The organism is Lysinibacillus sp. 2017, assembly GCF_003073375.1.
Lineage (GTDB): Bacteria > Bacillota > Bacilli > Bacillales_A > Planococcaceae > Solibacillus.
Genome location: NZ_CP029002.1, coordinates 1337873 through 1358201, shown reverse-complemented (window position 1 = coordinate 1358201; position 20329 = coordinate 1337873). Strand labels below are relative to the sequence as shown.

Annotated in this window: 18 protein-coding genes; 1 reads left to right on the top strand and 17 read right to left on the bottom strand. The window is 38.0% G+C overall.

Annotated elements, in window-relative coordinates; all coding sequences use genetic code 11:
• The first annotated feature begins 1 nt into the window (after position 1).
• Positions 2–2746 (top strand): transglycosylase domain-containing protein, encoded by a 2745-nt coding sequence (locus DCE79_RS06250; RefSeq protein ID WP_108712252.1) that lies wholly within the window; start codon positions 2–4, stop codon positions 2744–2746.
• A gap of 58 nt (positions 2747–2804) precedes the next feature.
• Here the strand turns inward: DCE79_RS06250 and DCE79_RS06245 are convergent, their stop codons facing one another.
• The 17 genes from DCE79_RS06245 to bshA form a co-directional block, all read right to left on the bottom strand.
• On the bottom strand, positions 2805–3152 hold the full coding sequence (locus DCE79_RS06245; RefSeq protein WP_108712251.1) for a YpoC family protein: 348 nt from the start codon (positions 3150–3152) through the stop codon (positions 2805–2807).
• Between the two features lie 2 nt (positions 3153–3154).
• A complete protein-coding gene (gene nth, locus DCE79_RS06240; protein WP_108712250.1) occupies positions 3155–3808 on the bottom strand; it encodes an endonuclease III in 654 nt (217 codons plus the stop codon).
• Between the two features lie 17 nt (positions 3809–3825).
• Positions 3826–4548, bottom strand: a complete 723-nt coding sequence (locus DCE79_RS06235) for a DnaD domain-containing protein (protein ID WP_108712249.1) — start codon at positions 4546–4548, stop codon at positions 3826–3828.
• Positions 4549–4649: 101 nt separating this feature from the next.
• The gene (gene asnS, locus DCE79_RS06230) at positions 4650–5945 is read right to left on the bottom strand and encodes an asparagine--tRNA ligase (protein ID WP_108712248.1); all 1296 of its coding nucleotides are present in this window, start codon (positions 5943–5945) and stop codon (positions 4650–4652) included.
• A 32-nt stretch (positions 5946–5977) separates the two neighbouring features.
• Positions 5978–7171 carry a pyridoxal phosphate-dependent aminotransferase gene (locus DCE79_RS06225; protein ID WP_108712247.1) on the bottom strand — a complete coding sequence of 398 codons (1194 nt, stop codon included), beginning with the start codon at positions 7169–7171 and terminating at the stop codon, positions 5978–5980.
• Between the two features lie 12 nt (positions 7172–7183).
• A complete protein-coding gene (locus tag DCE79_RS06220; RefSeq protein ID WP_108712246.1) occupies positions 7184–7666 on the bottom strand; it encodes a cell wall elongation regulator TseB-like domain-containing protein in 483 nt (160 codons plus the stop codon).
• Between the two features lie 100 nt (positions 7667–7766).
• Complete coding sequence (gene dinG / locus DCE79_RS06215; RefSeq protein ID WP_108712245.1) at positions 7767–10547, bottom strand: ATP-dependent DNA helicase DinG; 2781 nt, start codon at positions 10545–10547, stop codon at positions 7767–7769.
• 278 nt (positions 10548–10825) lie between these two features.
• Positions 10826–11974, bottom strand: a complete 1149-nt coding sequence (locus tag DCE79_RS06210; RefSeq protein ID WP_108712244.1) for a cation:proton antiporter — start codon at positions 11972–11974, stop codon at positions 10826–10828.
• 279 nt (positions 11975–12253) lie between these two features.
• On the bottom strand, positions 12254–13588 hold the full coding sequence (gene lpdA, locus DCE79_RS06205; protein ID WP_108712243.1) for a dihydrolipoyl dehydrogenase: 1335 nt from the start codon (positions 13586–13588) through the stop codon (positions 12254–12256).
• Between the two features lie 76 nt (positions 13589–13664).
• Positions 13665–13886, bottom strand: a complete 222-nt coding sequence (locus tag DCE79_RS06200) for a DUF423 domain-containing protein (protein WP_108712242.1) — start codon at positions 13884–13886, stop codon at positions 13665–13667.
• A gap of 116 nt (positions 13887–14002) precedes the next feature.
• Positions 14003–14554, bottom strand: a complete 552-nt coding sequence (locus DCE79_RS06195; protein ID WP_108712241.1) for a 3D domain-containing protein — start codon at positions 14552–14554, stop codon at positions 14003–14005.
• 182 nt (positions 14555–14736) lie between these two features.
• Positions 14737–15120 (bottom strand): aspartate 1-decarboxylase, encoded by a 384-nt coding sequence (gene panD, locus DCE79_RS06190; protein WP_108712240.1) that lies wholly within the window; start codon positions 15118–15120, stop codon positions 14737–14739.
• Positions 15113–15976 (bottom strand): pantoate--beta-alanine ligase, encoded by an 864-nt coding sequence (gene panC, locus DCE79_RS06185; protein ID WP_108712239.1) that lies wholly within the window; start codon positions 15974–15976, stop codon positions 15113–15115. Before panC ends, panD begins: the two co-directional genes overlap by 8 nt.
• Positions 15976–16812, bottom strand: a complete 837-nt coding sequence (panB, locus tag DCE79_RS06180) for a 3-methyl-2-oxobutanoate hydroxymethyltransferase (RefSeq protein ID WP_108712238.1) — start codon at positions 16810–16812, stop codon at positions 15976–15978. The genes panC and panB overlap by 1 nt, the downstream gene beginning before the upstream one ends.
• 247 nt (positions 16813–17059) lie before the next feature.
• Positions 17060–18043 carry a biotin--[acetyl-CoA-carboxylase] ligase gene (locus DCE79_RS06175; RefSeq protein ID WP_108712237.1) on the bottom strand — a complete coding sequence of 328 codons (984 nt, stop codon included), beginning with the start codon at positions 18041–18043 and terminating at the stop codon, positions 17060–17062.
• Complete coding sequence (locus tag DCE79_RS06170; RefSeq protein WP_108712236.1) at positions 18021–19190, bottom strand: CCA tRNA nucleotidyltransferase; 1170 nt, start codon at positions 19188–19190, stop codon at positions 18021–18023. Before DCE79_RS06170 ends, DCE79_RS06175 begins: the two co-directional genes overlap by 23 nt.
• Positions 19159–20322, bottom strand: a complete 1164-nt coding sequence (bshA, locus tag DCE79_RS06165; RefSeq protein WP_108712235.1) for an N-acetyl-alpha-D-glucosaminyl L-malate synthase BshA — start codon at positions 20320–20322, stop codon at positions 19159–19161. Before bshA ends, DCE79_RS06170 begins: the two co-directional genes overlap by 32 nt.
• Between the last annotated feature and the right edge of the window lie 7 nt (positions 20323–20329).

The window sequence follows — 20329 nt, the reverse complement described above, 5'->3', positions numbered from 1 at the left end:
TGTGACAGAAAGAAGAAGAACGCGTGAAGAAATTCAACGCGAACGACAACAACAAAAGAGAAAGTCTAAAAAAACAAAAACCCCTGGTTCACCTATTGGAAAATGGGTGAAACGTATATTATTAACTATCGTTTTAATCGGTGTACTTGGCTTTTTGGGTGGAGCCGCACTTTTCGGTTACTACGTAAGTAAAGCACCAGAATTAGATGAAGAATTATTAAAAGATCCGATTTCTTCCGAGTTTTATGATGTGAATGGTGAGCTTTTCGCTACGATAGGTTCACAATCTCGAAAATATATAAAATATGAAGATATTCCAGAACAAATGCGTGATGCAATTATCGCAACAGAGGATTCTCGATTCTTTGACCATTTCGGAATCGACATATGGCGTCTTGGTGGAGCTGTTATTGCCAACCTAAAATCAGGCGGGTACTCTCAAGGTGCGAGTACGATCACACAGCAAGTTGTGAAAAACTCTTTCTTTACAAATGAAAAAAAATTAGAGCGTAAAGCACAAGAAGCTTGGCTAGCGATTCAGTTAGAACGCCAATATAGTAAAGAAGAAATTTTTGAAATGTATTTCAATAAAGTATTAATGTCTGGACGTATTTACGGATTTGGTACGGCCGCGGAAGAATTTTATGGGAAAGAATTAAGTGAATTAAGTCTCGGTGAAGCTGCACAACTAGCAGGTATGCCACAAAGTCCAAATAGCTTTAACCCATATAAAAACCCAGAACGCGCAGAAAAACGACGTAATATTGTTTTATCTTTAATGGTACAACACGACAAAATTACTAAGGCTCAAGCATCTGAAGCAAAAGCTGAGGATATAACTGCGAGTTTATTACCAGAAGAACAACGTGTCGCAAACAGTACAACAAAATATCCTGCCTTCTTAGATGTCGTTTTATCAGAACTTGAAAAAAACGGTGACTCAAGTTTAATTTCTGAAGGTATTAAAGTTTATACAACACTAGATCCAAAAGCACAAACAATCGTTGAATCTACGATGAACGATGACAGTAATTTTCCAACGGAAGATATCGAATCAGGTGTTGCCGTTGTAGATACACAAACTGGTGAATTACGTGCAATTGGTGGCGGTCGTAACTATACAGGAGAATTCAACTTCAACTTTGCTTATGACTTACAAACTCGTTCTCCAGGTTCTACGATTAAACCATTAATCGATTACGGACCTGCCATTGAATATTTAAAATGGTCCACAGGTCAAAGAATTGTCGATGAAGAAATGACATATACAGGCTCAAAACAAGTGATTACAAACTGGGATAGTAAGTATTTAGGAACAATGTCTATTCGTGAAGCGCTTTATGCTTCTCGTAACATCCCAGCAGTCAAAACATTTAAAGAGGTTGGCGCAAATCGTGCAAAAGAGTTCATCTCCAACCTAGGGATTAAAACGGATAAATTAGTAGAATCCGATGCAATCGGTGGCGGACATGTAACATTGACTCCAATCCAAATAGCTGCATCCTATGCTGCTTTTGGTAATAATGGTACGTACAATGATGCTACTGCTATTTCAAAAATCGTATACCGTGATGGTAAAACTTCAAAATCATATAAATCTGAACCAAAAATTGCAATGAGTGATTACACAGCTTATATGGTGACAGATATTTTACGTGATGTTTTAAGTAACAAAAACAATTCATCTGCACCACGAGCAAGTATTTCAGGTGTAGATATTGCGGGTAAAACTGGTACAACAAACTATTCATCTGATGAATTTAGTAAATACAATCTGAAAAAGGGTTCCGTTCCTGATTCATGGTTTACAGGATATACAACGAACTATTCGATTTCGATTTGGAGTGGATACTCTAAACGTAGTGATGCAATCTCAACATGGGATGAACGTTGGTTGCCACAATATTTATTTAAAGATATTATGTCAGATTTAAATGATTACAACCCTGCATCATCATTCAAACAACCAAAATCGGTTGTTTCTGCAACAGTTGAAATCGGTTCTGATCCATTAAGATTAGCTAGCAGTTCTACACCTTCAAATTTACGTAGTACGGAACTGTTCGTAAGAGGTACTGAACCACATGAGGTCGCTGAAGAAGTACATGAAGAAGAACAAACATTAACTGCACCATCGAATTTACAAGCAACCTATAATAATGTGGCACAATCAGTCGATTTATCATGGTCACCCTCTTCATTATCAGGAAGTTCTGATGATGAATCTGAAGCATCGGGTCCTATCACTTATGAAGTGACAATGGCCGCTGAAGGTAGTGCTCCAACAGTCGTTTCAGTTTCGAGTGCAACAGCGATTCAAGTACCAAATATAACGCCAGGTACAACCTATAAATTTACAGTAACTGCAATATCTGGCGATTTAAAAAGTAGCAGTACATCTGTTTCACTGTATGTGGAAGGCGCACCGGTAACTGAACCTACTGAGCCAGAAGATCCGAATAATGCGATAGAAGATCCAAATACAAATACGCCTACACCAGAACAACCAAATAATAATGATAATAATAATTCTGGAAATGGAAATGGCAACGGTAACAGTAATAATGGAAATGGAAACAATCCTAATAGTGGTGGTAATAACGGAAATGGCAGCAATCCAAATAGCGGTGGTAATAATACTTCTACTGAACCTGAGCCAAGTCCAACACCAACACAGCCTGCCCAACCAGCAACTCCAGGCACTGGAAACGGTGATTCGGAAGAACCTGTTGGTAGTGGTGAATAATTATTAAACTTATTAAAAATGCAGCTAACCTTAAATAATAAAGGTTAGCTGCATTTTTTTATTTTACTAAACGTAATCGCGCACATCGTTTTTTCGTTTCTTTGTACAATTCGTCTAATTGGCGATAACATGCATATTGAGCAGGACGCATTTTGATGAATTGGAAGCGTTCCATGCCGTTTATCGGCATCACTTCATATTTATTGTTCTCTGAAAAAGGTTCATCGGCTTGCGAGTGCTTTACTAAAAATCGTTCGTATAGTTGAATCCCCTTTTCCATAAATCCAAGGGCTGAGCCATCTCGTCGATCATGAGCTGCATGAATTTCTTCACGTAAAGCTTCCCATTCATTAAACCAAGCATCGACTACTTCTTTTGTAATACCTTCTTTATTTACTAAAATCATACTTACACCGTACCTTTTTTTAAACGTTTTTGCCCTTCACGACAATCGGTTAACAACGGGCAGACCGCGCATCCTGGATTTTGCGCTTTACAATGGTACCGACCAAAGAAAATCATTTGATGATGCGCACGACTCCAACGTTCAATTGGCGTTTTTTTCATAATGGTTTCTTCTACCTCAAGAACGCTATCTTTCCAGCGGCATAAACCTAAGCGCTTTGTAACGCGTTCTACATGTGTATCAACAGCCATTGCTGGCACATCAAACGCAACAGATAATACCACATTGGCTGTTTTACGTCCGACACCTGGCAACGTTACGAGTTCCTCTCTTGAAGCAGGGATCTCCCCACCATAAACATCAAGTAATCGCGCACATAGCAATTGAATATTTTTGGCTTTGTTTCGGTACAATCCAATCGAACGAATGTCATTTTGCAGTTCTTCTAACGGAACATTTAAATAATCTTGGGGTGTTTTATATTTTTGAAATAATTGTTTCGTCACTTTGTTAACTAATACATCGGTACATTGAGCGGATAATAGTGTGGCAATCGTTAGTTCAAACGGATTTTCATGAACGAGTTCACAATGTGCATCTGGATACATGCGATCCATTTCATCTAAAAAATGATTCCACTTTGCTTTTGTTAACATGTTTTACTGGGTCCCCCCTATTCTCTTTCTTCCAACCAGTTATAAAAGGGTACTTTTGGCTGTTGTTGTTGTTGTTGATTCGCTGGCGCTGGTGCAGGTGTTGTCGTATATTTACGATATTGTTCGCTATGCTTTTCAATTTGCTGCAATGTTTTAATATTTTTCTTTTTCCACTCCATTAAAATGCGATCAATGTAACGTAAACTCACCTTGCCTGCAAGTACCGCCTCTTTTAATGCTGCTTTTATAATTTCAGGTGAATGATGATCGATATCCATCCACATGCCAATTGTTTCGATTTCAATCGGAGATAAAAGACGCCCTAGCTCTTGTTCAAATAATTTGAAAATCGCGGCCTCATCTACTTTAGTTGCCGTATCCTTTTGGCGTATTTCCTTCGTTTGAAGCAAATCTAATAACCGTTCCCATAATGGATAGACCGAGTACTTTTCTGATAACTTGCCAGCATCATCCGTACTTTGAGAAATTTCAACAAATCCTTTTTGCATCAAACGTTGCAATATTTGTGAAATCAACATCATTTGAAAGTTTGTGCGTTCTATTAAATCATTAGGTGTTGGGAAGTCAACACCTTCTTGTTCAAAGCTAATTAAATGCAATAATATTAAGGCTTCATCATCTTGAATATTCATTTCGCTGTAATGCTTAAAAAATAACTGTGGCACTGAAATATGACGTTGCTCAGTCCAAATGCGGATTCGATTAAATTCACTTTTCATACGAGAATCCCCCTTTGTTGTATAGTAACAACAAAGCGCCCGGTTATAAGCCGGACGCTTTCTTATAATAATAATCGTTTTTATCTCGTAATAGCCTTTAATTAAGGATATAAACGGTTTAATAAACGTGGGAATGGAATTGTTTCACGGATGTGCTCTGTTCCTGAAATCCACGCTACTGTACGCTCTAAACCAAGACCGAAACCTGAGTGAGGTACTGAACCTTGTTTACGTAATTCTAAATACCAAGCGTATGCGTCCATTGATAGACCATGTTCTTGTAAACGCGATTTTAATAAATCATAATCATGAATACGTTCAGAACCACCAATGATTTCGCCGTAGCCTTCTGGTGCGATTAAATCTGCACATAATACAACGTCATCACGGTCTGGATGTGGTTGCATGTAGAATGGCTTGATGCCTACTGGGTAGCATGTAATAAATACAGGCTTGTCAAATGCATTGGCAATCGCTGTTTCATGTGGTGCACCGAAGTCATCACCCCACTGAATATCATCAAAGCCTTGCTCATGTAAGAATTTGATTGCATCATCATAAGAGATACGTGGGAATGGTGCTTGGATTTGTTCTAATTTAGATGTATCACGACCAAGACGTTCTAAATCTAATTTACAATTTTTTAGTACAGATTGAACGATATGTGATACATATTGTTCTTGTACTTCTAAGTTTTCTTCAAATTCTACAAACGCCATTTCTGGTTCAATCATCCAGAATTCGATTAAGTGACGACGTGTTTTAGATTTTTCAGCACGGAATGTAGGGCCGAATGAGAATACGCGACCTTGTGCCATTGCAGCAGCTTCCATGTATAACTGACCTGATTGAGAAAGGTACGCATCTTCATCGAAATATTTTGTAGCAAATAATTCAGATGTACCTTCTGGTGCTGAACCCGTTAAGATTGGTGGGTCCATTTTTGTGAAACCATTTTCGTTAAAGAATTCGTAAGTTGCACGAATAATTTCATTACGAATTTTCATTACCGCATGTTGTTTACGAGAACGTAACCATAAATGACGGTTGTCCATTAAGAACTCTGTACCGTGTTCTTTTGGTGTGATTGGGAAATCTGTTGCTGCGTGAATAACTTCAATGCCCGTAACATTTAATTCTGCACCAAATGAAGAACGCTCATCTGCTTTTACTTCACCAACGATGTACATTGATGTTTCTTGTGTCATACCTTTTGCTACTGCAAATAATTCTTCGCCTACTTCTGCTTTTACGACAACGCCTTGTGCGAAGCCTGAGCCATCACGTAATTGTAAAAATGCTAATTTACCGCTAGAACGTTTGTTAGCTAACCAAGCGCCTAATTTTACGGTTTCGCCGATATGCTGAGGCATATCTTTGATCATAATTTTTTTCATATAGTCCTCCAAAACTTAAAGTCCAGTTGTACTTAATCTTGCCATTTTGCTTTTACAAATGCATCGATTCGACGAACTGCCTCTTCTAATAATTCTAAAGATGTTGCATAAGATAAACGCATTGTCGCAGGTGCGCCAAAGCCTGAGCCTGGGATAACTGCAACATTTGCTTCTGTTAATAATGCACTTGCAAACTCATCTACTGATGCGTAGCCTGTTTTTGCTGCTGTTTCTGATACATCTGGAAGTAAGTAAAACGCACCTTGTGGTTTTAATACTTTGACACCAGGAATCGCAGCCACTTTTGGGAAGATTGCTTCTAAACGTGATTCAAATGCTTGACGCATCATTTCAACTGTATCCTGAGGACCATTATATGCCTCAACAGTTGCATACTGAGATGTTGTTGTTGCATTTGAAGTTGAGTGAGAAGCTAAATCTGTCATCGCTTTAATAATCGAAGCATCACCAGCAGCATAACCAATACGCCAGCCAGTCATTGAATGTGATTTTGCGACACCGTTTACAACCATTGTACGCGCTTTAACTGTATCTGAAAGCTGTGCAATTGAAAAATGCTCTACTCCATTGTAAACAAGCTTTTCATAAATTTCATCTGAAACGATTAAAATATCTTTTTCTTCCGCCACTTTTGCAAGCTCAGCTAATTCTTCTTTTGAATAAATCATACCAGAAGGATTTGATGGTGAGTTAATGATGACAGCTTTTGTTTTATCTGTAATCGCCTCACGTAATTGTTGTGCTGTAATTTTGTAACCTTGCTCAGCAGTACCTTCTACATAAACAGGTACACCGCCCGCTAACTTCACTTGCTCTGGATAAGAAACCCAATATGGAATTGGGATAATCACTTCATCCCCTGCATTTAAAATTACTTGGAACAATGTATACAGTACATGCTTAGCACCAACACCAACCAAAATTTCATTGGCTTTGTATGTAAGGTGATTGTCGCGCTCTAACTTATCAATAATGGCTTTTTTTAGTACAGGTAAGCCTCCAGCTGGCGTATATTTTGTTAACCCAGCATCCATTGATTGTTTAGCAGCAGTTAAGATGTTTTCTGGTGTATTGAAGTCTGGCTCTCCAGCTCCTAAACCAATCACGTCAATACCTTGCTCCTTTAACTCTTTTGCTTTCGCAGTGATGGCTAAAGTTGAAGATGGCGTTAATGTTTTAACACGGTTTGCTAACATATGTTTCATGTTCATTCTCCTCTACAAATTCAATATGCGTTTCCACCAATTTCCGTCTTCAAACAAAAGATAAACATAATTTAATTTGCCAGACTCGCCAATATATGTAATTTCCCATACTGCGCCTGGCTCCTCAAAGCCTAATTTTGTATGAAGAATCTCTTTTACAGATGTTTCTTTGCGAAAAGCTTCTAAAGCTTGATCTTTGTTAATCCCATCTTGTAAAAAAACTTCCTGCATTGAATTCTCATCTAAACTCATCGGGACGAAGATGGCTTTTTCTTTACCGTATTCGTCTACACCAAATACAGTAACATACGGCTTATTCCCATTATACACATAGGAATTAGAAACGACGGCAAGTGCCTTTGTATCAAGTGCTAATTGCTCCGCTTTTTGTTCCATATCGTTAAACGGTGCATCAGCCTTCCAAACGATTAACACTGAGATAACAAGTGACAAAGATAAAATAAAGACAGCCGTAAAGATAATCCAGTTTTTCATGACTGCACCAGGCTATACTTTTTGTTTGGATGTACAGTAAACGTCTCTGTACGAAGTTCGAGATTTTGTTTCATAATTGTCAACCTGCTTTCCTTCCTCATCATTTATTATTATACCAATTTCCAAGCTGTTGTACCATACTATCAAGTGGCAGTTTTTGCACCGAAATTGGCGGTAATGACTGGATAAATTGTTGTCCATAAGATTTTGTTTCAATTCGGCGATCAAGTACGATGAAAACACCTTTGTCATGACTCGAACGAATTAATCGTCCAAAGCCTTGCTTGAATCGTAAAATTGCCTCTGGTAAAGCGAGCTCTGAAAAAGAATTTCGCCCTTGCTGACTAATAAATTGTGCCCTTGCTTTAAATGTCGGTTCTTCTGGTGAAGAAAATGGTAAGCGTACCACAATGACCGAAGCCAATCCATCACCAGGCACATCTACACCTTCCCAAAAACTGTTCGTACCAAATAACACGGAATGATTAAATTTTTGGAATGATTTTAATAAGCGCATGCGACTACCTGCTGTGACACCTTGTGCAAAAATCATATAATCACTCAATAATTCACTTTCATGAATAAGCTCAACGGTTTTTCTTAGCATGTCTTGTGAAGTAAACAACACAAAGCTACGTCCTTCTGTCATTCGCACAGCATTCGTCACAGCATGCGCGACTTCTTCAATATAATCACTTTGTGAAACCGCTTGAATATCTGGCATATCCGTAACAATATAAACTTCTGCACCATCATAATAGCTTGTAGGTGCATGTAATTTTTCAATAGCTATAGACGTATCAATGCCTAATTGGTTCGCTATAAATCGTTCGTTATCCGGTACTGTCAACGTACCTGATGTCCAAATAACGGCAGCCTTTTGTCGAATTGAATGAAATAATTTTGTGATTGTTTGCGTTACATTGATAGGCTTTTTAAATAAACGGATGCTTCCTGGTACACTTCGTCGATCTAGTTCTAACCAACATGAGTAATGTTCATCCTGTTTTAGAAACACTTCATCCCATTCAGCTAATTTCATCGTGAATTCTCGCACTAAATAATTCCACTGTTCGATTAAAAATATATGTTCAGGTGCTAACTCTTCGACACCCGAAGTGAATTGTTCAGAGATTTGTTGTGCGGCATCAATCCAGTGTTGAATTGCTGTTGATACTTTTACAAACACTTCAGTCGGTAAATTTAGTTCGCTAATAAACAGAGCTAGCTTTTGACCTTTTGGCTGATTAATGTCCGCTAATTTTACATGTTGGTAAAGTGTAGTGATTGCCTCGTCAAAGCGTTGCACCATTTGCATGAAACGCTTTTCCATTTGTTGCAAAGTTTGCATACTGATTAAATGTTTTTTTAGTGCTGCACGTCGCACTTGATAAAACAGTTGCTCATCTTCATACAACCCGATTTGTCCAAATAAGTATTTCCAGTTCATATACGTAAAGATTTTTTCGTCTTGGCTAATGGCAGCTTGAATAAACTGGTGTGCCTCATCAATAATCCAGCCACCTAAATCATCAAAAATTTGTTCGTGACGCACTAAATCGCTCAAAAGCATCGCATGGTTCGTCACAATAATATCGGCTTGGCGACTATTTTGAATGGCACGTGAATAAAAATCATAAAGAGGCATAGTCGTTCTCGGTAATTCGGTTTTTCGAATTTTATCGATTAATAATTGTCCGCCACCAGAAACATTCAATTCGTTTAAATCACCTGTTTCCGTTTTTGCTAACCAAACAAGTGTTTGTAAAAGTGTAAATGTTTCATCATACGAGTCATCTGGGGCCTTTAATAGTTGATCAAACTTTTCAACATCGATGTAATGATTCATCCCTTTTAATAATGCAATTTTTAGCGGTTGCCCTAGCGCCTGTTCTAGTAAAGGAATTTCATTTTGTAGTAATTGGTCAAGTAAATGGGCTGTATACGAACTAATCCCCACTTTTTTTCCTGTCTTTTTCGCGTAAAAAATAGCCGGTACTAAATACCCCATCGTTTTACCAATACCTGTTGACGCTTCAATAACATGTTCATTCTTTGCATTTAATGTACGCCAAATACTATCCATCATTTGAAATTGCTCTGGACGCTCTTCAAAATTCGCTAGTCCTTTTTGAAGTAATGCAATTTTTTTATCCGATGTTTCAGGATAATCGATTGGTTCATCCTGTGTTTTTGGTGTCGGAGCCATTTTACGAATCGCCAATTTATGAAAGTATACATGTTCATTTTCATCCAGCGTTTTTGCTCGTTTTTCTAATAAGGCATCGAAAAATAGCTGGGCTAAATTCGTTCTCAATCTAAAGGAGCGTTTATGAAGTTGCTCCAATGTAGCTAATGGCAACGATAATAATTCTTGCCAACAATGTTTTAGTAAATAGGCCGTAGCAAGTGCATCTTCATCCGCTCGATGCGCACTTTCTAAAGGTATTTTTAAATCACTCGCTAAATCACCTAACTTATAGCTTAGCGACATTGGAAATAAAATTTTTGATAGTTCAACTGTATCGATTTTGTTCCCTTGCCACTTTGGTAATCCCGCTCGTTTAAATTCAGCCTGTAAAAAGGACAAATCAAAATCCGTATTATGTGCAACAAAAACAGTATCTTGCAATAATTCATAAATATAATCCGCACGCTCTTCAAAAGGCATCGCATCTTTAACATCTTCGTCTGTAATATTCGTTAAATCCTGGATAAATAACGGAATGGGTTTACCAGGGTGAATAAATGTTGCGTATTTTTTCACTACTTGCCAGTCTTGCATAATCACAATCGCAATTTGAATCATGCGATCTCCGCTTGCTGGCGAATGTCCTGTTGTTTCAATATCAACAATGGCATATTTTTGACTTTCATTCATATACATTCAACTCACAGTTCAAGTAATATAACGGCATTTTAACATACTGTAGGCGAAAAGGTCATGTAAATGCAAAAAAACCTAATATCACCTGATGGCAATACTAGGTTAATAAGTTATGTAAGGTGTGCAGGGGCTCATCTCCCTGCACAATTCAAAAGTCTCCCAGCAAATCCGTGCTGTTGGTGGAGTCTTTTGTTGTGAAGTCTAAAACTTCACCGAGGTTTTGGCACCTAAATTAGAATTTACTACAAAACTACTTAAAAATCAAGCAATTTTTACTTATGATGATGTTCACGAACACCAAAGATTCCTTTTAACAATGGCGGTGTCACTAATGTTGTCACAATTATAACAATGACCATTGGTGTATAATCTTCTGCTGGTAGTAGTCCACTCGATAAACCCATACCCGCTAAAATTAAGGCAACTTCTCCTCGAGAAATCATACCTGATCCAATACCAATAGAGGATCTCCAACTAAATCCAGCAAGTTTTGCACCTAGTCCAGAACCAATTAATTTTGAAAGAATTGCTACAACTGAGAATATTACTAAAAACCAAACATTTTCTGTGATCCCAGCAAACGTAACGGATAAACCAATACTTACAAAGAAAAATGGAACGAAAATCCCGCTCGCGATTGGCTCTACTTTATGTTCAATCGTTTCTCTAAACTCTGTTCGACCGATGGCAATCCCCATGAAGAAAGCACCAATAATTGCCGCAATTCCGAAGTAGTGTTCCCCAATATATGCAATTGCGAAACAAGCTACTAATGCACCACTTAATAACGCTTCTGTAACTTTTAAGCGGCTAAATACTTTTAAGAATGGTGGAATTACCCATCTTGCCACGACAAATAATAAAACGAAGAAGAACACTTTACCACCAATTAAGGTTGGAATCGATACGTCATCACCGACTAAGAAGCCCATCGCAATCGCTATTAATACAACGACGATAATATCATCTAAAACGGCAGCACCAAGTAATGCAGAACCTTCTTTACTTTTTAGCCAACCAATCTCACTTAATGTTTGAACGGAAATACTTACCGATGTGGCAGCTAATGTTAAGCCAATGAAAATGGCCTGACCTTGTGATAAATCGAAAGCAAGCGCAAGTGGATAACTTAATGCGATTGGCATAATAACTCCACCAACTGCTACAAAGATAGCCCCTTTCATATTGGCATTTAAATCTTCTAAATCTGTTTCAAGTCCTGCTAAAAACATTAATAAAATAACCCCAATTTGACTAAAGGTTTGCATAATCTCCCCATCAGAAATCCATCCTAGCATAGCTGGTCCGATAATAATCCCAATTAAAATTTTACCAAGTACAGATGGTTGACCAAGTCGAACACTAAAATGTCCGGCTATTTTTGTTGCGAGTAAAACAATTACAATTTGAAAAATAAACATACAACGACCCCTTTCTAGATATAAAAAAGGCATAGTGATGCCAGATTTGACTGACTCCACCATGCCGTGCTTAAGTATTTGAATACTTTTATTTTACAGACCTATCTCTTAAATTGCAAACTAAAAATAATATTTTCAGAAGGTTCCTATGAAAACTTAGAAATATCCTGGTGAAATTTCACGCTTATAATGACTATTTTTTCGTAACCACACATTTATAAAGCATTCAACCTTCCATAAAAAAAAGCTATGAAGCAAAATGTGCCTCATAGCCATTAGTTATGCATGAATCGCTTTACCAAAAACAGAGCGAGCTGCATCGCCAACATGTTCACTAACAGTAGGATGTGGGAAAATTAAGCGCGCTAAATCTTTCACCGAACCTCCTAATACTTTGGCCGTTAACATCGAGTTAATTATCTCCGTTGCGCCGTCCCCTACAACACAAGCCCCATAAATATCCCCTTCAGGACTCGCCACAAATTTCATAAAACCTTCTGTATTGCCCTCTAGCAATGCTTTTGGATTGGTTGGCAAGTACATTTTTGTTACGATTGAATCTGCTGGTGCTTCGTGCTCCAACATACCAAATGTTGCAATTTCAGGGTGTGTATATACACAGCGTGGAATTTCTTGTTGGTTAATCACTTTGGGATGCTTACCTAAAATATAATCGACTGCATGAACACCTTCTGCACTTGCTGAATGTGCCAATTGAAAGCCCCCAACCAAGTCCCCAATCGCATAAATTCCTGAAATGCTCGTTTCATAATGGTTCGTCACTTGAATTAAACGCCCATCCATTTGCATTTCTAGTGCTTCTGCTATCGCCGTATTTGGGCGGCGACCTGTTGCAAACAATAAATTTTCATATTGAAAATCTCCAATGGACGTTTGAATATGTGTCGGATGAATTTCTTCAAACGTAAAGTCCATGAATAGTTCGATTCCTAATCGTTTCATTTTTTCTTTAATAATTGGACGTGCATCGGGCTCTTCTGTTTGTAAAATATCCTTGCTATGATTTAATACGGTAACTTTTGTACCCATTGGTGCTAATGCAAAGGCCATTTCGATTGCAATGACACCACCACCAATAATCGTTAACTGTTTTGGAAGTTCCTGAATTGAGAAAAAAGTGTCCGTTGTATAATAATTTGCCGCATCAATCCCTTTAAACGGTGGTACAAACGGACGGCTACCTGTCGCTAAAATGACATGATCTGCTGTAAATGCCTCATCCCCAACAATGACCTTCCTCTGAGCTGTTACGGCTGCTTCTCCACGGAACATCGTGATTTGAGCATTAGTAATAAACTGTTCAATATTTGATAATAACTCCTCTACAACAAGGTCTTTTCGTTTCATTAATTTTGGAAAATCAATATTAATTGTTGGAACTGTCACGCCCCAGTCCGTACCACGACGAATTTCTTGAACTAATTTACTATGCTCTAACATAATTTTTGAGGGAATACAGCCCACATTGTAACATGCGCCCCCTACTTTATCTCGTTCTACTAGTGCAACTTTAAGTCCACTCTTTGCAGCGTGAATGGCTGCTACATAACCTCCAGGTCCCGCTCCAATAACCGCTAAATCAAAGTTTTTCATTTTTTTTCACCTCGTTTTTCAAGATAACATTACAGAATATGGAACGCAACTACATCTGCATAATTTTAACAAAAAATCATAATACTCCCATAACTAGACAAATCCATTCCGCTAGGAAACGAATGCCGCCAATGGGTGTAATGGCTCCAAGCCTTTGAATGCCTGTTATCAATACAATGGCTAAGTTGTGATAGATTTGGTTACGAACGCCCGTTTCATAAGTTTGTTCATAATGTGCTTCCTTAAACGTTCCTTTTAATGCATGCGTACCAAATGCACCGATTGCCTCTAAAAACAACTAAAAATTGTGCCAATTGCAATTATAATTACCTTCAGTAATTCTCTACCTAGCTCCCATTATATGCAAATAAAACAGCAATTAAATTTAATCAATTACTGTTTCTAATTACACGATTATTTTAAAATTTTAATGACTACCTTTTTTCTACCCCAATCGTATGCAATTTGCTTTGTTTTAACAAAAATGTCAATTTTATTTCCCTTTATAGATCCGCCTGTGTCACCAGCGATAGCAATACCGTAGCCTTCAACCCAAACTTTCGTTCCTAGAGGAATAACATTCGTGTCAACTGCAATTAATTTAATGTCAGGATTTTTCTTTAAGTCAATCCCATATGCGGTTTTTCCTAAGCACCCACCACATTGAGCTGTAAATGCACTTGCTTCAACGGTCATTGTTTTAACAACTTCATAATTATTTAATGTTTCTTTTGCTTCTTTTACGTATTCAGGTAATTTTAAAACGGTACCAGCTTGGGCTTCATCTTTTGTATCCAAATTGTTTAAATCTAATAATTCTTCAATTGTTGTACCATATAATTTAGCGATATCAGTTAACTGTTCGCCATCTTTTTTTGTATGAGTTGCAGCATCTGTAGAATGCGCAAAGAAAATCGTACTTACAAAGACAAAGGCTAGGCTTAATAGTATTTTACTTTTATACATTATAGCTATTTCCTCCAGTACCATTTGTAATATTTTGAATATTTCAGCTACTATTAGTTTACACATTTTATATTTCAATTACATTACAGTAATATGTATTAATAATTACAAAATATAGCTGAATATAATATTTTGTAACAATAAAAAAACAGGAATGCTTTTTAGGCATTCCTGCGAATTGATTACATGATAGTAGCTTCTGGTTCATATGAAATCATTTCTTTAATAGTATTGTTCTCCCCCATGATTGCCACAGTTGGTTTGTGATCCGCTATTTCTTTATTATCAACATATACATACGAAATGATGATGACAATATCACCTTTTTGTACAAGTCGCGCTGCGGCACCGTTGACACAAATAACACCAGATCCACGCTCCCCTGCAATAATATATGTTTCAAAGCGGGCACCGTTATTATTGTTTACGATATGCACCTTTTCATTTGGCAGCATGCCGACTGCGTCTAGAATGTCCTCATCAATTGTAATCGAGCCGACATAATTTAAATCTGCTTGTGTAACTTGTGCACGGTGGATTTTACTATTCATCATCATTCTAAACATGAGCGATTTCCCCTTTTAAAGAAAAAATTAAATTATCTATTAGACGTGTTTTACCCACATATACAGCAACCGCTAAAACCACTTGCTGCGTTTTGTCCGTTACTTCTGATAAATCTGGATAAGAAAGCAATGACAAATAATCGATTTTCCCGTTCAAATTATTTTGGATTAATTTCGTCGCAAGTTTTACGGCTTCATCAGTATCACCTGATTCTAAAAGTTCAAGTTTCGCCAATTGTAATGCTTGTTGAATTGCAGGTGCTTGACTACGTTCTGCAGCTGTCAGGTAAACATTACGACTCGATTTTGCTAAGCCATCCTCTTCACGTACTACCGAAACGATACGTAATTCGATTGGGAAATTGTAATCGCGTACCATCGTTTGAATAATGGCCACTTGCTGTGCATCTTTTTGACCAAAATACGCACGATCTGGCTGCACTAAATTAAATAGCTTTGCCACGACTTGTAACACCCCGTCAAAATGTCCTGGACGGCTCGCGCCACATAAAAGTGTAGCTTGACGACCAGCGCGAATCATAATGCCTCCATCATGTGGATACATTTCTTCTACTGACGGTGCGAAAATATAATCCACTCCTACCGATTCAGCTAACTTCGAATCGCGTTCTAAATCACGTGGATAGGATTCAAAGTCTTCATTTGGTCCAAATTGTGTTGGATTAACAAATATGCTCATAACAACGATGTCATTTTCTTTTCGTGCTTCGGACGCTAATGTTAAATGTCCTTCATGTAAATAGCCCATTGTTGGCACTAGACCGATTGTTTTTTGCTGTTGTTTTGCTGCTAAAACAACCGTTCTTAATTGCTCGACCGTGTGAATTACGTTCATTATTTCACGCCTCCGTACAGCTGTGTTAATTCGTCTTCTTTCATCGTAAAGCTATGCGCTAGTGTGGGAAATGTATTCGCTTTTACAGCATTCGTGTAGCCTTTGATACCGCGCTCAATTTCATCGCCAACTTGAGCAAAACCTTCCACAAACTTCGGAATATGATGCTTCCCATATTGCAATAAGTCATGGAATACAAGCACTTGACCATCCGCTTCCCGTCCTGCACCAATTCCAATTGTTGGAATCACCAAATTTTCCGATACGATTTCCGTTAATTGATGTGGAATACATTCTAATACGACTGCACATGCGCCAGCCTTTTCGACTAATAACGCATCTTTTACAAGTTTTTCGGCTTGTTCTGCTGTTTTGCCTTGCACTTTATAGCCACCTAGCACGCCTGCTGATTGTGGTAATAATCCTAAATGTGCCACAACTGGAATGCCTGCATTTGTTAGCTTTTCAATAACTTGTACAACCTCACCAGAGCCTTCAACTTTTAATGCGTTAGCATTTGTTTCTTGCATCATACGAACGGCTATTTTTAATGTTTCGTTTAAATCTCCATGGTAAGAACCAAATGGCATATCGACTACGATAAACGTATCTGGTGCTCCGCGTCTTACGGCTTTACTATGGTGAATCATATCTTCAACTGTTACGGGCATTGTTGAATCATAACCGAGTACGACCATCCCTAATGAATCTCCAACTAAAATCATATCTACTTCTGCTTCTTCAGAAAACTTAGCCCCAGGATAATCGTAGGCTGTAATCATGACGATTTTTTCTTGCTGTTCTTTCATTTTTAAAAATTGTGCGGTTGTTTTCATATTCATCCTCCTGTTCGAAGGAAGAAAACAAAAATACCCTTCTATCTATAATTAGACAGAAGGGTAGCGTCATACGTAGTAAAGATTTTTAAACGCGTGTTTTCTTCCGTCCCTGTCTGTTGTAGATCAAGGCAGATCCTGTTATAAAAAAAATAAAGCTCTTAGGTACAGTTCGATTACGATACTGTCCTAGAGCTACTATAACAAGTTTGAAAGAAAACGTACAGAAATTAATAGTCAAACTAGTTTAAACAATTTCAATATCAGCTGAATAAACACCTTTAATTTCACCATTTTCTTGGCGAATTTCGAGAACACCACTTTCCGTTATACTAATGGCTTCACCTTTCACGACTTCACGTAATGTTGTCGCTTTTACTTGTTTACCAATTGTGCCAGAAGATTCTTCCCACAGCTTTTTAATGCGTGGAAATCCATGCTTCACATAATGGTCACTATAATGCTCTAAAAATTCAAGTACCTTTGCCACAAGATGCACTCGTTCTAATCGTTCACCTTCTTCAATTGAAAGTGACGTGGCAATTGAATGGAGTTCTTGCGGGAAATCTTCTAATGATTGATTCACATTAATACCAATGCCAATTAGTAATGCTTGAATACGATCTGTCTCTGAAATCATTTCAGTCAAAATACCGGTCGTCTTTTTACCATTTATCAAAATATCATTCGGCCATTTTATTTCTGGCGTGAAATTTTTATACATCGCTTTCATTGCATTGACCACAGCTACTGCCGTTACAAGTGTAAATTGTGGTGCTTGATGTGGTGCAACATCTGGACGAATAATTAGGGTCATCCAAATGCCTTTTCCTTTTGAGGAATCCCATTCACGCATCATCCTACCGCGCCCAGCTGTTTGATGTTCTGCAATAACTACCGTACCATCTGGTGCCCCAGAACGGACAAGCTCATGGGCAATCAGCTGAGTGGAATCGACACTTTCAAAGTAGTGCACAGTCTGCCCGTAGCGTTTTGTATGTAACACCTGCTTTAGCTGTCCGATATCAACCCGATCTGGTGCAGCTATTAAGCGGTAGCCACGTTTTTTTATCGTTTCAAATTCATAGCCTTCTTGCTGCAATGATTGCATATGTTTCCAAATGGCAGTACGAGATACTTGAAATTCATCCGCCAATTGTTGACCAGAAATGGGTTCACCTTGTGCGTTTAAAAAGCGTTGTACTAGTTCATCCTTCATCGTTAAATGCATGAAACCATTCCTTTAACTGTTGTTTATCATTCGCTATTTTGCCGTCAAGGACAGCCAATAATGCGGCATCTAATACGGTTTTAATCCATGGCCCTCTTTTTCTCTCTGACCAATCAAGGACGTCTTTCCCTGTTAAAGCAAGTTCTTTTTGATGCTGAATTGGTAATGCCTTCTTTTTTCGTTCTATTTCTTCGTAAGTAATTAATGGCACTTCTTTTTTCCATATTGTAAACTGATAAGCCGTTTGTAAAATATAAAGATCGAAGCGTAAATAGTCAATTGCTTGTAGTCCCGTTTGCATACAGGTATATGCTTCGATAACTTGCTTTGTAAACTGTTTATCCTTGTTTGATAAGCGATATCTTGTAAGTAGTGTTGTATCAAGATTGTTTACGAAACAAAAATAAGCCCAGCCTACTTGTCGATCACTCGAATTGAAGTTTTTCCAATCTAATGCATTGAATTCTCCATCCAAGCTAGCTGCTAAACCGGTTTGTTCGATATATTCAATGGCACGGTAAACATAGTTCGAAGTCCAAGCCTTTGAAAGCTCGATTTGAATACGTTCCAGCGCAATATAGGAAATTGATCGAGACTGTTCTTTAATCGCTTGAAGCGTTTGTTCTTCAATCGCGAAGCCAAGTTGCGCGGCAAATCGAATTGCTCGAAGCATGCGTAGTGCATCTTCCTTAAAGCGTTCACTTGGATTGCCAACAGCACGAATAATTTTCGCATCAATATCGGCACGACCATTAAATAAATCAATATAGTCCCCTGTTTGACTAAGAGCCATCGCATTCATCGTAAAATCTCGACGTTTTAAATCCTCTTCTAAGTTACGAACAAATTGTACTTCATCAGGTCTACGATGATCCGTATACGTCGATTCGGTACGATAGGTTGTGACTTCTATCGGCTCCCCACAATCCAGCACTAAAACTGTCCCATGCTCGATTCCTACATCAATCGTTTGAGAAAAAATCGCTTGAATTTCCGCGGGTAACGCACTCGTTGCAATATCAACGTCCGCATTTTTTTTGTCTAAGTAGAAATCACGAACCGCGCCACCAACAATATAGGCTTCAAAACCCGCTTGTTCGATGATACGAATGACTTTAGTCGCGGCTTGCCACTGTTTTGGAAACATGTTTCTTTACCGCCAATCTTTCATAAATTCGTTCATACTGCTCAATGATTTTCGTCTCATGGAAATTTTTCTCCACTGACTCTAGCGCTGCTTGACGGAATTGATTGTGCTTTTCTTCATCTTGTAGTAGTGCGACCGCATAGTCTGCAACAGCCTTTGTATCCCCAAGTTCGACGATATAGCCATTGACATTATGCTCAATTACTTCGGGAATCCCGCCAATATTCGTACCGATTCCTGGTACACCACAAGCCATTGCTTCAAGTAAAACTAAACCGAACGATTCTTTTTCTGACAGTAATAATTTCAAATCACTAATAGCAAAAAGTTCCGTAATATTTTCTTGCTTTCCTAAAAACAGCACATCTTTTCTATAGGGTGAAGCTTTTACAATTTCCATTACACGGTGCTTTTCAGGTCCATCGCCTACTAGCAGTAATTTTGCTGGCATTTTTTCACGAATTTGAATGAATGAATTGACGATGTCTGGTAAATTTTTAATCTTACGGAAGTTCGAAATGTGAATAATCACTTTTTCATCTTCACGAATGCCAAACTGTTCTTTTAAATTTCCTGGATCAACTGGACGAAATACGTTTTCATCAACAAAGTTATAAATCGTTTCAATCGGCATTTCTGTATCGATCAAATCATACGTTTGTTGCTTTAATGCATCCGAAACAGCTGTTACGGCATCTGAGCGATTTATCCCGTATTTAATGGCAGAAGATAAGGTTGAATCTTCGCCTAAAACAGAAATATCAGTACCATGCAATGTCGTCACAATCCCGAAGTCTTCTCCACTCATATCACGCGCTAAGACCGCACAAACTGCATGTGGAATTGCATAGTGGACATGTAAAATATCAAGCTGTTCTTCTTTTACAACTTCCGCCATTTTACTTGCTAATGCAATATCATACGGCGGATACTGAAATACCGAATAATTATTTACTTCAACTTCATGGAAAAAGACGTTTGGATAAATTTTGTTCAGTCGAAATGGCACACTTGATGTAATGAAATGAATTTCATAACCTCTTTCGGCTAACATTTTTCCTAATTCTGTTGCAATAACACCAGAACCACCAACTGTCGGGTAACATGTGATACCTATTTTTAATTTTTTCATTCGTCTC